At 48.1% G+C, this 15,220-nt stretch carries 18 protein-coding genes; 1 reads left to right on the plus strand and 17 read right to left on the minus strand.

Features of this window, described 5'->3' with window-relative positions; translation table 11 throughout:
• Nucleotides 1-50: 50 nt before the first annotated feature.
• The 10 genes from ACIFQM_RS20030 to mtrB form a co-directional block, all read right to left on the minus strand.
• Nucleotides 51-851 (minus strand): CheR family methyltransferase, encoded by an 801-nt coding sequence (locus ACIFQM_RS20030; RefSeq protein ID WP_014282091.1) that lies wholly within the window; start codon nucleotides 849-851, stop codon nucleotides 51-53.
• A 30-nt stretch (nucleotides 852-881) separates the two neighbouring features.
• Nucleotides 882-1,325, minus strand: a complete 444-nt coding sequence (gene ndk / locus ACIFQM_RS20035; protein WP_430042775.1) for a nucleoside-diphosphate kinase — start codon at nucleotides 1,323-1,325, stop codon at nucleotides 882-884.
• A 110-nt stretch (nucleotides 1,326-1,435) separates the two neighbouring features.
• Nucleotides 1,436-2,410 (minus strand): polyprenyl synthetase family protein, encoded by a 975-nt coding sequence (locus tag ACIFQM_RS20040; RefSeq protein WP_430042772.1) that lies wholly within the window; start codon nucleotides 2,408-2,410, stop codon nucleotides 1,436-1,438.
• On the minus strand, nucleotides 2,407-3,273 hold the full coding sequence (locus ACIFQM_RS20045) for a menaquinone biosynthetic enzyme MqnA/MqnD family protein (protein ID WP_430042771.1): 867 nt from the start codon (nucleotides 3,271-3,273) through the stop codon (nucleotides 2,407-2,409). Before ACIFQM_RS20045 ends, ACIFQM_RS20040 begins: the two co-directional genes overlap by 4 nt.
• Nucleotides 3,230-3,892: a UbiX family flavin prenyltransferase gene (locus tag ACIFQM_RS20050; protein ID WP_430042769.1), complete on the minus strand. Its 663-nt coding sequence runs from the start codon at nucleotides 3,890-3,892 to the stop codon at nucleotides 3,230-3,232. Before ACIFQM_RS20050 ends, ACIFQM_RS20045 begins: the two co-directional genes overlap by 44 nt.
• Nucleotides 3,889-4,764: a UbiA-like polyprenyltransferase gene (locus tag ACIFQM_RS20055; protein WP_430042768.1), complete on the minus strand. Its 876-nt coding sequence runs from the start codon at nucleotides 4,762-4,764 to the stop codon at nucleotides 3,889-3,891. Before ACIFQM_RS20055 ends, ACIFQM_RS20050 begins: the two co-directional genes overlap by 4 nt.
• A complete protein-coding gene (locus tag ACIFQM_RS20060; protein ID WP_430042766.1) occupies nucleotides 4,757-5,485 on the minus strand; it encodes a demethylmenaquinone methyltransferase in 729 nt (242 codons plus the stop codon). Before ACIFQM_RS20060 ends, ACIFQM_RS20055 begins: the two co-directional genes overlap by 8 nt.
• 9 nt (nucleotides 5,486-5,494) lie before the next feature.
• The gene (locus tag ACIFQM_RS20065) at nucleotides 5,495-6,364 is read right to left on the minus strand and encodes a heptaprenyl diphosphate synthase component 1 (RefSeq protein WP_430042764.1); all 870 of its coding nucleotides are present in this window, start codon (nucleotides 6,362-6,364) and stop codon (nucleotides 5,495-5,497) included.
• 116 nt (nucleotides 6,365-6,480) lie between these two features.
• Complete coding sequence (locus tag ACIFQM_RS20070; RefSeq protein WP_430042762.1) at nucleotides 6,481-7,032, minus strand: hypothetical protein; 552 nt, start codon at nucleotides 7,030-7,032, stop codon at nucleotides 6,481-6,483.
• Nucleotides 7,033-7,128: 96 nt separating this feature from the next.
• On the minus strand, nucleotides 7,129-7,359 hold the full coding sequence (gene mtrB / locus ACIFQM_RS20075; RefSeq protein ID WP_430042760.1) for a trp RNA-binding attenuation protein MtrB: 231 nt from the start codon (nucleotides 7,357-7,359) through the stop codon (nucleotides 7,129-7,131).
• Nucleotides 7,360-7,513: 154 nt separating this feature from the next.
• On the opposite strand from mtrB, the gene ACIFQM_RS20080 reads away from it, so the two are divergent.
• Nucleotides 7,514-7,687 carry a hypothetical protein gene (locus ACIFQM_RS20080; protein ID WP_430042759.1) on the plus strand — a complete coding sequence of 58 codons (174 nt, stop codon included), beginning with the start codon at nucleotides 7,514-7,516 and terminating at the stop codon, nucleotides 7,685-7,687.
• Between the two features lie 70 nt (nucleotides 7,688-7,757).
• Here ACIFQM_RS20080 and ACIFQM_RS20085 read toward each other — a convergent pair whose 3' ends face one another.
• The 7 genes from ACIFQM_RS20085 to ACIFQM_RS20115 all read right to left on the minus strand — a co-directional run bounded on the left by ACIFQM_RS20085 (nucleotide 7,758) and on the right by ACIFQM_RS20115 (nucleotide 15,163).
• Nucleotides 7,758-8,030 carry an HU family DNA-binding protein gene (locus tag ACIFQM_RS20085; protein WP_014282101.1) on the minus strand — a complete coding sequence of 91 codons (273 nt, stop codon included), beginning with the start codon at nucleotides 8,028-8,030 and terminating at the stop codon, nucleotides 7,758-7,760.
• Nucleotides 8,031-8,287: 257 nt separating this feature from the next.
• On the minus strand, nucleotides 8,288-9,274 hold the full coding sequence (locus ACIFQM_RS20090) for an ABC transporter permease (protein WP_430042758.1): 987 nt from the start codon (nucleotides 9,272-9,274) through the stop codon (nucleotides 8,288-8,290).
• Nucleotides 9,271-10,788, minus strand: coding sequence for a sugar ABC transporter ATP-binding protein (locus ACIFQM_RS20095; protein ID WP_430042756.1), 1,518 nt, complete (start codon nucleotides 10,786-10,788; stop codon nucleotides 9,271-9,273). Before ACIFQM_RS20095 ends, ACIFQM_RS20090 begins: the two co-directional genes overlap by 4 nt.
• A gap of 67 nt (nucleotides 10,789-10,855) precedes the next feature.
• Complete coding sequence (locus tag ACIFQM_RS20100; protein WP_430042754.1) at nucleotides 10,856-11,959, minus strand: sugar ABC transporter substrate-binding protein; 1,104 nt, start codon at nucleotides 11,957-11,959, stop codon at nucleotides 10,856-10,858.
• Nucleotides 11,960-12,169: 210 nt separating this feature from the next.
• Entirely contained in the window at nucleotides 12,170-13,648 is a 1,479-nt protein-coding gene (gene spoIVA, locus ACIFQM_RS20105) for a stage IV sporulation protein A (protein WP_137063472.1), read from the minus strand.
• Between the two features lie 485 nt (nucleotides 13,649-14,133).
• Nucleotides 14,134-14,484, minus strand: a complete 351-nt coding sequence (locus ACIFQM_RS20110; RefSeq protein WP_430042751.1) for a 2Fe-2S iron-sulfur cluster-binding protein — start codon at nucleotides 14,482-14,484, stop codon at nucleotides 14,134-14,136.
• A gap of 52 nt (nucleotides 14,485-14,536) precedes the next feature.
• Entirely contained in the window at nucleotides 14,537-15,163 is a 627-nt protein-coding gene (locus ACIFQM_RS20115) for a hypothetical protein (RefSeq protein WP_430042916.1), read from the minus strand.
• Between the last annotated feature and the right edge of the window lie 57 nt (nucleotides 15,164-15,220).

Raw genomic sequence — 15,220 nt, forward strand, 5'->3', positions numbered from 1 at the left:
CTCGTTGTTAGGCACAGCTAGCTACAAAACAATGGACTATATGTCCAGGCTTATGCTTTTTTACGATAAAAAAAGGTTTCCGTTGATTCCAGACCATATTGGTTTGGAGAAAAAATTTGCTCTGTACTGCCGACAAACAGCACACCGCCGGGACGAAGACTGGCAGCAAACTTCTGGTACAGCTTATGCTTGGCCTCTTCCGTAAAATAAATCATGACATTACGGCAGATAATGAGATCGTAGCCGTCCTCAAACCGATCCAGAAGTAAATTTTGCTTTTGAAATTTCACAGCCTGCTTCAAACGGTCGTCAATTCGATACATCGCACCATCCGGCTTGAAATACTTACTAGCTACCTGTTCAGGCACATCCTTGAGCGAACGCTCCAAATATCTGCCTTCCTTGGCTTTAGCCAGTGCGCCGTCATCAATGTCAGAGGCCGTAATGGAGCAATTCCCCAAAATTCCCTTGCCGTCTAGCACCATAGCCAAGCTGTACGGCTCCTCGCCAGTCGAGCAGGCCGCACTCCACAGCTTGAGCTTCTGCTTACCTGCAAGCAGCTGTGGCAAAATCGTATCCCGCAGTACTTCCCACCGATTGGGATTACGCCAAAACTCTGAAACATTGATCGTCATCCGATCCAGAAATTCATAGAACAGGGGCTTTTCTTTCATCATGGCATCATAAAAAGAAACAAAACTGGGAAACCCGTTTTTGTTGCGAAGCGTCGTTAACCGCCTTTTCATCTGTGCTTCCTTGTATTGTGCAAGATCAATACCTGTGCTGTCCTTGATTTTGCGGATAAACGCTGTGTAATCGGGGTCCGTCTGACCCAGTTCCATATCCGTCATGCTACCATCCTTCTTCATTCGAAATTAAACTTACACCCAGGTCGCCACACTTTTTTCATACCGAACGGTTTCCTCCGGCGTGAAAAAATTCGCAATCTCGCGCTCCGCGCTCTCCGGTGAATCTGAACCGTGAATGAGGTTAAACGGTGTATGTGCAGCAAAGTCTCCCCGGATCGTACCCGGAAGAGCCTCTGTCACTTGTGTTTTACCAATCAGCAGGCGGGACAGGCTAACGATGTTATCCCCTTCCCAAACCATGGCGAATACAGGACCAGAAGTGATAAAGCCTACAAGCTCTTCAAAAAAGGGCTTGCCCACATGCTCCGCATAATGCCGTTCCGCCTGTTCTCTAGATACCTGCACAAGCTTACCAGCCGTCATTTTGAAGCCTTTGTCTTCCAGACGACTAATAATACGTCCAATTAGTCCGCGTTGTACTCCATCCGGTTTAACCATCAAAAACGTACGATCCATCGACTCACTCCCAATCCAATCTAATGTATTTATACAGTACTAATCTGTATTATAACAGAAAGCTTGGAAACGGTTAAAGTATTTTGTCACAGCAGTCCCAAGACACAACTTTAGTAGGAGCGGCGGGTAACAAAATGAGCAATATCGCGCAGCGTCTTTTTCGTTTTGACATCTGGCAGTAAGTCCAGCGCGTATAGCGCTTTTTTTATATATCGGTCGGCGAGAATTTCTGCTTTAGCGATTCCTTCACTTTTTTTAATCATATCCACCGCTTTGCGAGCATCTCCCTGCCCGTCCCCAGCCTGAATACGACCGATTTCAGCCAATAGATCGTCACGCAGCTCAGGCTGTCCTAGCGCATAAATCACCGGAAGCGTAATATTCCCCTGCCTCATATCACTGCCCGGCGGCTTGCCAATCTTTTTTTCCGTGCCACACAGATCGAGCAAATCATCCTGAATTTGAAAGGCCATACCTACATTGTAGCCATAGGTGTACAAAAGAGAATTTACTCTTTCCCTCGCACCCGCAGCCATAGCTCCCAATTGGCAGCTGACCGCAATCAACAATGCCGTTTTGCGACGTATGCGAAGCAAGTAATTACGTACACTCTGATCCACGTTAAAAAAATCGCGAATTTGTTCCATTTCACCGATGGACATTTGCACCAGTGCCTTGGACAGCACCCGATGAATGTCTGGATTCGGCAGTCCCGCGACGATCGAAAGCGCACGTGCATATATGTAGTCTCCGGTGTACATGGCCACCCGATTGTCCCATTTGGACTTCACAGTTGGCTGGCCGCGCCTCATCTCCGCATCGTCAATCACATCATCGTGAACGAGGGAAGCAGAATGAATCAGTTCCAGCGGTACCGCTATGCGTTTGAGCTTGTCCAGATCGTATTCCCCAAACTTGCCTCCCAGCAGTACAAATACCGGCCGCAAACGCTTGCCTCCCGCTTTGAGCAGATGAAGCGACGTATCATTAATCAACGGCTCTGTGCTGTCGATGCTGCGGTACAGCTCTTCTTCTATGAAGTTCATATCCTTCTTTAATAAACCAAACAAATCCAATCGTTTCATTCTTTCACCCGTGTCAGCGTATTGTCACTCCAGAGAAGCGGCTTCACTCGTCGGTCAAGCAGCCCCAGTTCATGCGCATACTGAAAATATAGCTCTAAACCCTTTTGTTCCTTCTCTCCAAAATCATAACACAGATTAGTAAAGTAGCGCTCCCAATAATCCCGCAGACCTCCAATTTCCTTGCAGGCTTCGGAGATAACAGACGTCAGATCAGACAGGCTGCGCCGCTTGCTTGCACGAAATGCATTCGCTACTTCAGTCACCGCATCAGGATTCTGTGTAGCAAAAGCACGGCGTACTGCCCATACGGCAAAGGTCATACTGTACCCCGTCCAGCGTTTCCACTCTTCTCCAAGGTCCGTAACGTACAGACCATCACGCCGCCAGGATGCCTTGATTGCATGATCTCCAATCAACAGCCCCGCATCCGCCTGCTCCAGCATCAAATCCAAATCCGGCTCGCAGTCGAAATAAGAAGGTTGGCCTTCCCACGCCTTCTGCATCAAAATTTTCAGCAAATTCACGGATGTAGCAGATGTATTCGTCAACGCAATTGTTCCGTTTTTAATTTCATCGAGCGGCTTGCGAGAGAACAGCAAAATGGATTGCACAGGACCGTCTGCGCTGACAGACAGATCTGGCAACAGCAGCATATCTTCGGCACCGGATGCATAAGCAAAGGAGGACATCGCACTGATATCCAGATTTCCTTTCAGCATACTGCGGTTCAATTCAGCCGGGACTCTGGAAACCAGCTCCGCCGGATGGAGGAGGTGTGAAGGATTAAAATAATGAAAAACGGGCCAAGCATTTGTATATTTAATTTTTCCGATTGTGATTGTCTTGGTGTCCGGTGTCGGCATCGGAATCCCCCCATCTCGTAAACAGTTGATGTTCAATACGCAAGCTGTCCAATACTTTGCCTACGAGGAACAGTACGATATCATCCAGCGTCTTCGGATGAAAGTAAAAAGCCGGCATAGCAGGAATCATTTTGACCCCGAGCCTTGCAAGCTTAAGCATATTTTCCAAATGAATGGCATGCAGCGGTGTCTCACGCGGCACTAAAATGAGCGGACGGCCTTCCTTCAACATCACGTCTGCTGCACGCGCCATGAGATTATCGGACGAGCCATGCGCCACTGCGGACAATGTTCCCATCGAGCAGGGCATGATAACCATCGCGTCCACCAAATATGAGCCACTCGCAATCGAAGCGCCAATATCCGTAAACGGATGGTATACAAGAGAACCGGGACGGCCTCCGAATTTGTCATTCAGAGCCCCTTCCCGGTCAGTCACGTTCCAGCCTAATTCCTCTTTCAGTACCCGCCAGCCGGCGTTGGAAACAATCAGGTGAACGGTGTATTGCAAATCCAGCAGTATCTCTACCAGTCGTATCCCATAAATACTTCCGCTCGCGCCTGTAATGCCAATAACGATTCGTTTGCCTTGATGGTTGCTCACCTGATTATGATTCATAAGTATTGACGCACCACCAAATCAACCAGTGTAAAAGTAAATACAACAATGCTAAGCACACTGTTCATCGTAAAGAACGCTGTCTGCAAACGACTCAGGTCCTTCGGAGTAACGATATAATGCTGATAAAATAACATCATATAAGAAATAATCATGCCCGCCAGATACCACCAGCTTAAATCAGCAATAAAAAACATCACAATAAACCCGATCGCCGTAATCACATGGAATGCACGAGCAATTTTAAGCGCACCTGCTATACCAAAACGGGCAGGAATGGAGTAAACCCCCTCGTTCTGGTCAAAATCAATATCCTGGCAAGCATAAATAATATCAAAGCCAGCCGTCCAGAAGGCAACGGTGAGATAAAAAACAATTGCCGTCATATCTATTTGCCCAGTCACAGCTACCCAGCTACCCAGTGGCGCCAAGCCAATTGTCAAGCCAAGCACAATATGGCAAAGCCAGGTGAAACGTTTGGTATAGGAATAAAAAACAAGCATTAAAAAAGCCAGTGGGAACAGCTTGAACGCCAATGCACTTAAATTGAGCGATGCCCAAAATAGTAGCGCCAAGCTAACAATAATAAAAAGAACCACTTCGCTGGACTTGAGCAGCCCCGCCGGGATGGCACGTCCTGCCGTACGCGGATTTTTCCCATCAATAACACGGTCGATCATACGATTGAAACCGAAAGCCGCGCTACGTGCGCCGACCATAGCCAGCAAAATCCATCCGATCTGTGACCACGAAGGAAGCGTGCCTGTCACAACAACTGACCCCAATACAGCCCCCATAAATGCAAATGGGAGCGCAAATAACGTATGTTCAATTTTAATCATTTCCAAAAAAATAGCAATTTTCTTAAACATGCTGACTCTCCTTGATTCCAATATGCAATGCCGCAATGCCTCCAGTGAGAGAATGAGCCTGTACATCCTTTAATCCGACTTCACGGAAGATGCCAGCCAGCTCATCCCTTCCCGGAAAAAGCGCCAACGAATCAGGGAGCCATTTGTATTGCTCATAACGTTTGGCGAACAATTTGCCGAGCATGGGCAGGATGTGTTTAAAGTATGCATAGTAAATCCCCTTGAACGGCTGCCATGTAGGCTTGGATAGTTCCAGACATACAACCTGCCCGCCAGGTTTGACGACACGCTGCATTTCCTGTAATACGCGGCGCAAATCAGGCACATTACGCAGACCGAAGCCAATCGTCGCGTAGTCAAAAGAATTGTCTTCAAAAGGCAACTCCATCGCGTTGCCCTGAACAAGCATGATCTGCTTTTCACGGGCTTCTGATGTAATCTTGCGCTCGCCTACATTCAGCATGTTCTGGCTAAAATCCAGCCCTACGATGTGACCACTTTCACTTGCACGCGCCATCGCGAGCGTCCAGTCACACGTACCACAGCAAAGGTCGATTGCCGTATTCCCATGGTGCATGTTCATTTTTTTCATCGTAAATTTACGCCAAGCCTTATGTCTGCGAAAGCTCAGTATATCGTTCATCAAATCGTATTTACCCGCGATGCTTTCAAACACGCCATGAACGAATTGCTCTTTCGGCTTGGTGTCGCTTGATCCCATGACGTTCACCTAACCTTCCCTCACAACCGGGTGTGGACTATTCAGCAGCTTCAGGAAAGGCTCCAGCATGCGTTCGAATTCCTCGATCCCCGTATTTTGATCATCTGACAGGATCTGTCGGATGTGTGTAACAGTCGTCTGGAGTTTGTTCAGTATCGCGTCCTCGGCTTTGTACTTCAGAACAAGCTTGTACCATACATTAGTGTCTGAACCACTCTCAGACAGCAGTTCCCGTTCGCTCTGGTCAGCATTACTATAAACATGCCAGAACATATATCCGAAACGGGACTTGTCCGATCCTGTACGCTTGTGCCATTCCTCTGCCAGCGTATCACAGAGGGAAAATTCGTTGAGAAGCTGCTCCCAGACTTCCCGATCCTGCTCTGCCACAAGGGAAGTAAAGGATAGAAAAAGCTCCTTTTTAAAACGAACCATCTGAGTTAAATACCGTGCCGAATTCAGACGGAGATGCTTCATCTCCCAATACAGGCTCATTTTACCAGCGTTCACTTCACATACAGCATCACTCAGCTTCGAAATGGTCGTGATGTGGCCTGCCAATGCAAGCAGCTGATAAAAGCGGCTGCTAAAATAATCCCCAGCCAACACTTTCAGCTGTCTGGAACGCATTTCCTCCGGACTTCGTATACCGGATAAAGTATCAATCATATCATGCGTATCCAGCCCCATCTGCAAAAGCGAGGTGACCAATGCGTAGAGCTCTTCCTCGCTGGCATGTAGCTCCTGCGCATTCCGGTTCAAAAACATAAACAACAGGCGGGTACGACTGTCAGGAAAAGCCGGCATTTCCGTATGTTGTTGAATCATGTCGTATTCCACATATTTCCTTGCTAATTGGGGTACGCGATACGGTTTCATCCTAAGCCTCCGAGCCATGACTTTCTGGTGTACTCAAATAATTGCAATGCCTTATATTATATCACAATTTAAAATGATTCGCGACTAAAGTACTGTAGGTCTAACAACAGAAATACCTAATTTGTGTATACACCGTTAAACCTGCTTTGCCACATAGGAGTTACCGTAATATGGAAGCGGGCTTTCAGTTCCTCCGGCAAGTCCGCACCTTCCCGGCTTCTCAGCTGATCCAGTGCTTCAATCGTCCATTCATTCCGGCGTATATCGGATGCCAGCAGAAGATGCCGTTCTCCTGACCATTCGTCCTGCGTCACTACCCGAAGCAGTAATTGCCGTACGTTCGTTGTTCCATAAAAACTAAAGGCGGCAATCTCCGCCATATTTTGATAGATTTCAAGCGGGGCAGTTTCTTCCTTGGACAGCTTTACATCCAGAGTCAGAACTGAATGTTCCCAGCTTACGCTGGCAATTGGTGTCGTCAAAGAAAGCTCCTCCAGCGTATCCACCAGATTGTCATCAGTCAGCAGCACCCGCTGCTGCGACGATATCGTCGCCTGTGTCTCCCGAACAGCTGCGGTTCCCGAATCCAGCGCCTGTAAGGATGGTAGCAGTACAGCAGCGGCGGTGGTTAGGAGAATCGAGCCGCATAGCACAATCCAAGGTTTCATCAGAGCCTCCCCTGACCCCTACCCTGTTATGGGTTTGCTACGGTAAAGGTCCTCACTCTCATTGTACAACAAAAAAAAGCAGGCTATGCCTGCATTTTAATCCTCTGTATCCACGACCCCGTGCTTGGTCATCACAACGGCCTTGCCGCGAATTTTAATAGCAGAGGTATGATCCGTAAATTGGACGATCAGCACCTCACCCTTGTCCAATTTTTCTGAATGGTGCAGGCGTGTATCCTGGCCTCTTGTCAAACCAAAAACCTGACATCCGTTGCTTTTTGCTTTAATCACAACGTACTCACTACTACTCTTCACGTTATCTTCCATATCCATTTCCCCCCTGAGAGCCGAAGCTATACTTTTTATGATGGAGATTCGAGCTTGTTTTGTCAACCACATGCTTTTGGCGCAAACTGCAACAATTACCGGGTCCCGAGCCATACTATCCGTGCAGTCCCCGCTAACGAAAGGAGCAACTCTGATGAAAAACTATCGTCCCGCTAATCTGAGCCCTGACCAAGTAGAGCGGCTTCAGCAGTTGGAGCATGAATTTGCCGAGCTGACGGGTGAACCGCTGGTGCTGATCGCCTATGCCTCATGGAACGACAGAACTGCTTCCCCTTCTTCGTCCCGCATAGCATCTGCTACGGAATAACAGGACAAAAAGAAAAGGCCGTGAATCAAATTCACGGTCTTTCCAGCGCAATGGGAATATGTAAGAAATCTTATTTAATTCCGTCCTTGAGCGCTTTACCCGGTTTAAATGCCGGAATTTTGCTCGCAGGGATTTCGATTTCTTCTCCTGTTTGCGGGTTACGTCCTTTACGTGCAGAACGTTCACGAACCTCAAAGTTCCCGAAACCTACCAGTTGCACCTTGTCTCCGTTTTGTAGCGCTCCGGAGATCGCTTCGAATACAGCGTCAACGGCTTTAGTTACGTCCTTTTTGGACAATTCAGTGCTTTCGGAAACCTGATTGATCAAATCCGTTTTATTCATAATATTCACCTCCCAATTCAAGTGTAGTCCAGCATTAAGGTTATCGGTGTTGTAGAACCGATATGAAGTCGCCTGTATAAAATAACCCGGGCGGCATATGCCTTGCATAATGTTATCATCTGTTTCCGTTTCGCCGTTAAATATACATAGAATATACCTAACCTCCGCAATATAGAGACAATATCGCCGAAACTGGCGTTTTATGGCACCCTTCTTGCGTGGAACAAGGTTTATAGTAATACAGTCCACAGACAATTTCAAGTACGGCGACGGTTTAGCACATAAAAAGTGATGGCCAGCGCGAGCACCAGCACAACTCCCTTGACGATATCATGAGCAAAATACTGCACGTTCATCATCGTCAGACCGTTCACCAATACCCCGATCAAAACCGCACCGATAAACGTGCCAATGACATTCGGTTTACCCGCTCCAAAGACCGAAAAGCCGACAAAAACCGCGGCTACTGCTTCCATCAGCAAGGGAGATCCTGCATCAATTTGGCCCGATCCTACTCGCGAAGCATACAAAATACCAGCAATGGCCGCAAATACGCCTGAAGCGACATAGGCCAGTGTCCGGACTTTTTTTACCCGTATGCCTGACAGACGAGCTGCTTCCTCATTTCCTCCGGTCACATACATTTGACGCCCATGCTTTGTGTAGGTTAAGAAAATATGCACTGCCGCTACCGCTAGCAGCAGCAAAATAACCGAAATCGGGATGCCCAGCCATTTGCCTTGTCCCAAAATAAGAAAAGCAGGAGATATCTCTCCTGGCGCCTTGCTGCCATCAGGAAACTGCATATGATTATAAATGGTGTAGCCTTGAGCATACGTTTTATGAATCCCGCTTACAATATACATCATCGCAAGGGTTGCCAGCAAATCGGGAATACGAAGCTTAACGATCAACAATGAGTTCAGTAGTCCCACCACCGCACCGACAACCAGAGACACAATAATGACCACCGCAACAGGCTGTTCATACCAGACCATCAATGAAGCTGAAACAATAGTAGTCAGAGACACCGTAGCACCCACCGAAAGATCAAAACCGTCCACGATAAGAGACAACGTCACACCAATTGCGACAAAAGTCACAATCGCAATTGAGCCAAGAATGTCCATCAAATTATCATACGTCCAGAAATAGGGCAATGTGGCTGAAAAAAATGCCAACACACCTATAATTACGACTATAGCCCCATAACGAAAGGAGACATTTAACCATTTTTCCTTCATGAATGCACCTCTTCACCGCCGCTGGCATACAACAGAAGCTGTTCCTGCTCCACTTCGCCCCGCGCAAATTCCTTTATTATTTTTCCGTCATACATCACCGCAATCCGATCACCAATACCGATGCCCTCAGCAAATTCACAAGTTAGATAGATGACCGCTTTTCCCTGGGCCGCCAATTCACCAATGATACGAAAAATATCACTTTTTGCCCCGATATCCACACCCTTGGTCGGCTCGTCAAAAACAAACACATCTGCCCCGGAATGCAGCCATTTACCTATCGCAACCTTTTGCTGATTCCCGCCACTCAAATATTTAACGTTCTGACGCAGAGATGGCGTCTTAATGCCAAGGGAAGCAACGACTTCGTTACCATTTGTACGTTCTTTGCGACGACTGATAAAACCAAGCACACTCAACTTGCCCAATAGCGGAAGACTAAGGTTTCGTTCTACCGTCTCTTCGATGAATACACCCTGCTTGCGCCGTTCCTCAGGTATGGACACAATCCCCTGAACTATCGCGTCTGCAGGCTCTCTCAGACGAATGGAGTGACCTTTGAAGACCAGTTCCCCCTTATCGGGCTTATCGGCGCCTGTAAGAAGCCGGGACAGCTCCGTTTTGCCCGCACCGACCAAACCTACGATAGACAAGATCTCCCCGCGTCTGACATGCAAATCGACACCGTGGACCCGTAATCCCCTGTAAAGCCCTCTGGCTTCCAGCACCGTTTCACCGATAGGAGCATCCGTTTTCGGAAATTCCTCCTCAAATGTTTTACCAAGCATATGCGTAACGATGTCGCCTACACTCAAATCAGAGGATGAACCCGTGAATACTTGCTCCCCATCACGCATCACCGTAACGCGGTCGCTGTGTTCGATGACCTCTAGCAATCGGTGCGTGATAAGAATACATGCAACACCCTCCGCCTTGAGCGTATGGATGGTGCGGAACAAGCGCCGCGTTTCTTCTTCGCTGAGCGGCGCTGTAGGCTCATCGAAAATGATTGTATTTGCTTGCTGTGTCAAAATACGCGCAATGAGTACTAGCTGCTTTTCAGCCAACGTCAACTCAGAAACGTATTGCCGCACATCAATATCGGCCTCCAGCCGTCCCAACGCCTCGCGCGCACGTTTACGCATAGAACCCGGCGCAGCCCACCAGCGCCCTTCAGGTGCAGACAAATCATCCAGTACAATGTTCTCCGCCACGCTCAGCTGCGGCACAAGCGCCGAATCGACCTCCTGATAGACACAGTGAATCCCCGCTCTCTTCGCCTCCCACGGTGAACCAATGCTCAGCTCCTTGCCTCCTGCTACAATGCTTCCCTGATCGGAACGATACGCGCCGGATAAAATTTTCATCAGTGTACTTTTACCTGCTCCGTTTGCGCCCAGCAGAGCGTGAATTTCGCCGCCATGCACCGTAAAATCCACGGACCGCAGCGCATCCACACCAGCAAACTGTTTGCTGATTTTCTTCATTTCCAGTGTATACACTTGTGAACTCATGGTACCTCCCTCACGCCTGCTTATGATAAAAGCGCGCCGAAGCGCGCCTTATGCTTTATCCTAAAGTTTATTTGGCCGTTTCATATTCTTTCATCCAATCCTTGTAGCCTTGCTCGCTTTTGCCCCATCCTTTTACATATTGAGACAGCTCGGATGTGGAAATTTGCTTATCCGGCAATGCTTCGCGCTGCACATAGACCGCCTTCAATACCACTTGCTCCTCCGGGTTGTCCCCATGCAGCTTCTGATATGCATAGCGCACTTGTACACGTCCGATATCTGTAGGATCTACAGCAGCCGAAGCTACCCAAGGATTTTTCGGGTCCTGAATCATTTGCAGATCCTCGTCACTCATATCAATACCGTAGACTTTAATTTCCGTGCGTCCAGCCTGCTGGATGGCGCGTGCTGCACCTTTGGCAAATTCATCCCAGGCAGCCCAAACCGCTGTAATTTCACCCTTAGGATATTGTTTCAACACAGCCTCCATTTTGGATTGGGTGTCCAGAGCTGGGTTTTGAGCTGAGCCAAAAGTTGCAATTTCTTTAATATCCGGATTAGCTTTGGAAAACTTATCGTAAGCAACCTGGCGACGCTCCATCGGTGCAAACCCGGCAACCCATACTTTTACGATGTTCCCTTTGCCGCCGATATCCTTTTTCATTTGCTCCAGCGTCAGCTCGGCCATGCTTTGATCATCCTGTGAAAGTACGACAGCCCCCGGAACGTTGACCGCAGCATCGAATACGATAACCGGGATATTGCGAGAAATCGCTTTTTTTAATCCTGTTTCCAGCAACGCATCACCATGATCCGTCAAAATGACATCAAACTGCTGATTAATCGCGCTATCGAGCAAGGAGGCCATTTTAGCTTTATCGTTGTCTGCCACAAATTTGGTCAGCGTACCGCCAAATTTCTTAACCTCCTCCTCCACGCCCTGAACATACTGCTGTGAGAACGTTCCTGTGTTAAACTCCATAATTAATGCAACTCGTTTGCCTTTTAAATTTAAACTGTCTGTTTTTGCATCTGTAGTGTTCGATCCTGTACTGCTTGTCCCTTGAGCACCATTCTCTGTTTTCGGCGCACCACATGCAGTGACCAGCAAAACCAGCACCAGCAGCATCATAGCCCCTAGTCCCAGCTTTTTATTTTTTTGGATATTCATGCTTCGTTTCCCCCTCGTTCATTCAACAAAATGATTCAAATTTGATACTTAATATATCGCGTTAAACCAAGTATGTAAATAGGTTTTATAAATACAAAAAATATTTTACGATCATATATGACAAAATACGACAATTGCACATCAAAATAACGCAAAGAGCGGATAGCTCTCTGCGTTATTGTTTCTTACACCATCTTCATTTACTTACGTTTAAAGAATGATAGCAATCAGACCACCGGAGCCTTCGTTAATAATGCGGCCCAACGTTTCCTGAAGCTTGTAGCGTGCATTGTCTGGCATCATTGCGATCTTGCCCTGAATGCCTTCACGCACAATGGAATGCAACGAGCGTCCGAAAATGTCCGATTCCCAAATTTTGATCGGGTCATTTTCAAAATCCTGCATTAGATAGCGCACAAGCTCCTCGCTTTGCTTCTCTGTTCCGATAATCGGAGCAAACTCCGATTCAACATCGACACGAATCATGTGAATAGAAGGCGCTGTGGCCTTGAGCCGCACACCAAATCTGGTGCCCTGACGAATGAGCTGCGGTTCATCCAGCGCCATCTCGGCCAACGACGGAGCAGCAATGCCGTATCCGGTCGTCTTGACCATTTCCAACGCCTCGGCGAAGCGGTCATATTCCCGTTTGGCATGGGCAAAATCCTGCATCATTTGCAGCAGATGATCCTTGCCGCGAATCTCTACCCCGACCACCTCGACCAAAATCTGATCGTACAGCTCATCCGGTGCAAACAGATCAATTTCCGCCACACCCTGACCCATATTCATCCCGCTCAGACCGGCCCTGTCGATGAATTCATACTCCATAAACTGGCCAACCACCCGGTCTACATCACGCAGGCGTCGAATGTCTTTTACCGTATCGCGGACGGAATTCTCATAATTGCTGCGCAGCCAGTGATCTTCATTCAGTACCATAACCCAGCTCGGCAAATTCACATTCACCTCATGCACTGGAAATTCATATAATACTTCACGAAGCACGCCTGTAACATCATCTTCTGTCATCGTTGCTGCACTGAGCGTCATGACAGGAATATCATACTTGGCTGCCAACTCACTGCGAAGTTGAAGTGTTTCATCGCTGCGCGGATGCGTGGAATTGATGACCAGCACGAACGGCTTGCCTACCTCTTTCAACTCCTCAATGACTCGCTCTTCCGACTCTACATAAGAGCTACGCGGAATCTCCGCAATCGTGCCGTCTGTCGTGACGACAACACCGAGCGTCGAATGCTCCTGAATGACCTTGCGCGTGCCAATCTCCGCCGCTTCCTGAAACGGAATCGGTTCTTCAAACCATGGCGTGGAGATCATCCGCGGACCATTTTCATCCTCGTAGCCCTTCGCACCCTCTACTGCGTATCCTACACAGTCGACCAGACGGACATTCACATCCAGTCCTTCCGTTACTTTGATCTGGACGGCATTATTCGGTACGAATTTAGGCTCTGTCGTCATGATCGTTTTCCCTGCCGCACTTTGTGGCAACTCATCTACGGCGCGGGCACGGTCCGCCTCACTTGTAATGTTCGGCAGAACAATCGTCTCCATAAACCGCTTGATAAAAGTTGATTTACCTGTTCGGACTGCGCCGACGACCCCAAGATAAATATCTCCTCCGGTTCGTTCGGCAATGTCTTTAAAAATGTCCACTTTCTCCAATGAAATCCCCTCCTCAAAAGTCTCCGAAGGAAAAATGCTTAATGAGCATCCGCTTCGTGTTCAACCAACTGCTTGATCCCAGATGCGGCAGAACAGCCTTTAAAATGCCCGGAAGTCGTCCGCCGCCGAGGTTCAGGAGACTGATGGAATCGGCGAAACGGCGTAAACTCGTACATGCATTTGGACTGATACCATCATATGTATCCCCTCCGTAAAATATGTTTAGTTTTTCGAAAAAATAGAGTACGTCACAGAGATTACTGCAAAACGATATTTTACGTTTGGGTCCACTCACCTAATATATGCGTGACGGGGATTCCCCATGACTTCGATGCTAGATTTATAATAAAAAAAGGATGTCTCTCTGACTTACTAAGCAAACTGGCACCCATATTAGGAACACTTTTTTGAGCGTTCACTTTAGGGTATAAGTTTCATAGTCGTCGGATAACATCCTTTGTTTCTTATGCTTATGAGTTTAAGCTTTACCACAGTTCGTCTTCCTGTGCCTGACGCTCAAGCTGTCGCCGAACAGCAGCCTTGAGCTTATCCTCTGGTATCATCACCTCAACATTACTCTGGGCGCGAGCCTGACAGGACAAGCGGATGCCTTCATCCAGCAGAGATCCCAGCTTGCGGCGCTCTGCATCACTTGGCTGGCCTGCGTGTACAGCCCATTCCTGTGAAATATGCACCTTGCACATGAGACAGGCCGCTTTTCCATCACAACGGGTTGGAATAAACACGTTCGCTTTACGTGCGGCATGGAGCAATGTCGTGCCTTGACCAACCTGTACGCGCCTGTCTGATGGCTTAAACGTAATATGCACATCCATGAACGGCCCTCCATTCTTTTAGCAACCACGAACCTGCCAATTACAGCTTCATTCAGCTTCTGAAATGCAACTCGGGCCACGGCAAAAGCTCTTGTAGCTTAGCCAGTTGGTCATATGTCCAAATGTTGCTGATCAGCAGTTGGTTCAGTACGGCTATATGTCGCTGTGGATCACGCTTTATGGCGTCTGCAATCGCCTCATATCGGTCGGAGCGGTTTCGTAATAGATTAAATAGCAGCTCATGACTGAGTGGCATCAGACGCAGTGAAGAACGCCCCAGGTCCAGTCGGATTCCAGCCGTCCATAGCAACCGCTCGACCTCCAAACGATATAAAGCTCCCTCACACAGCACCTCGAAACCACCCACAAGCTCAACTGGAAATCCCTCCAGCTCATAGTGGCTCAGTAATGAAACGTATGAACCACTACGATCTACCTGCTGTCGATCGATCATTATACCCGGTGCTTTCGCATGGAGCTCCTTTGCTGCGTGAATATCTGCGTAAATATCAATATCTCGGGGCAATCGATCCAGCTCAACCCCCTGCACAAGCAGCGAACAGCTTCCTCCCAGCATCCACGGAACAGCAACGGATTCCCAGCCGTCCGCCAAGCTGCTCAGCGCAGCCGTCAGCTCATGAGGCAGCTTGTTCAATCGCACCGAAGGTATAGCCTTCATCACATTGTTTCCTCCCTTTCAATCCATCATCCCGTTTCCTGTTGGGCAACATTATAA

Source organism: Paenibacillus sp. NRS-1782, from assembly GCF_050467685.1.
GTDB classification, from domain to species: Bacteria; Bacillota; Bacilli; order Paenibacillales; family Paenibacillaceae; genus Paenibacillus; species Paenibacillus terrae_A.

Bases quoted from the DNA above. Each gene is read 5' to 3' on its own strand.
- ACIFQM_RS20030 (WP_014282091.1), bottom strand. From the start codon at position 851: ATGACGGATATGGAACTGGGTCAGACGGACCCCGATTACACAGCGTTT.
- ndk (WP_430042775.1), bottom strand. From the start codon at position 1,325: ATGGATCGTACGTTTTTGATGGTTAAACCGGATGGAGTACAACGCGGA.
- ACIFQM_RS20040 (WP_430042772.1), bottom strand. From the start codon at position 2,410: ATGAAACGATTGGATTTGTTTGGTTTATTAAAGAAGGATATGAACTTC.
- ACIFQM_RS20045 (WP_430042771.1), bottom strand. From the start codon at position 3,273: ATGCCGACACCGGACACCAAGACAATCACAATCGGAAAAATTAAATAT.
- ACIFQM_RS20050 (WP_430042769.1), bottom strand. From the start codon at position 3,892: ATGAATCATAATCAGGTGAGCAACCATCAAGGCAAACGAATCGTTATT.
- ACIFQM_RS20055 (WP_430042768.1), bottom strand. From the start codon at position 4,764: ATGTTTAAGAAAATTGCTATTTTTTTGGAAATGATTAAAATTGAACAT.
- ACIFQM_RS20060 (WP_430042766.1), bottom strand. From the start codon at position 5,485: ATGGGATCAAGCGACACCAAGCCGAAAGAGCAATTCGTTCATGGCGTG.
- ACIFQM_RS20065 (WP_430042764.1), bottom strand. From the start codon at position 6,364: ATGAAACCGTATCGCGTACCCCAATTAGCAAGGAAATATGTGGAATAC.
- ACIFQM_RS20070 (WP_430042762.1), bottom strand. From the start codon at position 7,032: ATGAAACCTTGGATTGTGCTATGCGGCTCGATTCTCCTAACCACCGCC.
- mtrB (WP_430042760.1), bottom strand. From the start codon at position 7,359: ATGGAAGATAACGTGAAGAGTAGTAGTGAGTACGTTGTGATTAAAGCA.
- ACIFQM_RS20080 (WP_430042759.1), top strand. From the start codon at position 7,514: ATGAAAAACTATCGTCCCGCTAATCTGAGCCCTGACCAAGTAGAGCGG.
- ACIFQM_RS20085 (WP_014282101.1), bottom strand. From the start codon at position 8,030: ATGAATAAAACGGATTTGATCAATCAGGTTTCCGAAAGCACTGAATTG.
- ACIFQM_RS20090 (WP_430042758.1), bottom strand. From the start codon at position 9,274: ATGAAGGAAAAATGGTTAAATGTCTCCTTTCGTTATGGGGCTATAGTC.
- ACIFQM_RS20095 (WP_430042756.1), bottom strand. From the start codon at position 10,788: ATGAGTTCACAAGTGTATACACTGGAAATGAAGAAAATCAGCAAACAG.
- ACIFQM_RS20100 (WP_430042754.1), bottom strand. From the start codon at position 11,959: ATGAATATCCAAAAAAATAAAAAGCTGGGACTAGGGGCTATGATGCTG.
- ACIFQM_RS20110 (WP_430042751.1), bottom strand. From the start codon at position 14,484: ATGGATGTGCATATTACGTTTAAGCCATCAGACAGGCGCGTACAGGTT.
- ACIFQM_RS20115 (WP_430042916.1), bottom strand. From the start codon at position 15,163: ATGAAGGCTATACCTTCGGTGCGATTGAACAAGCTGCCTCATGAGCTG.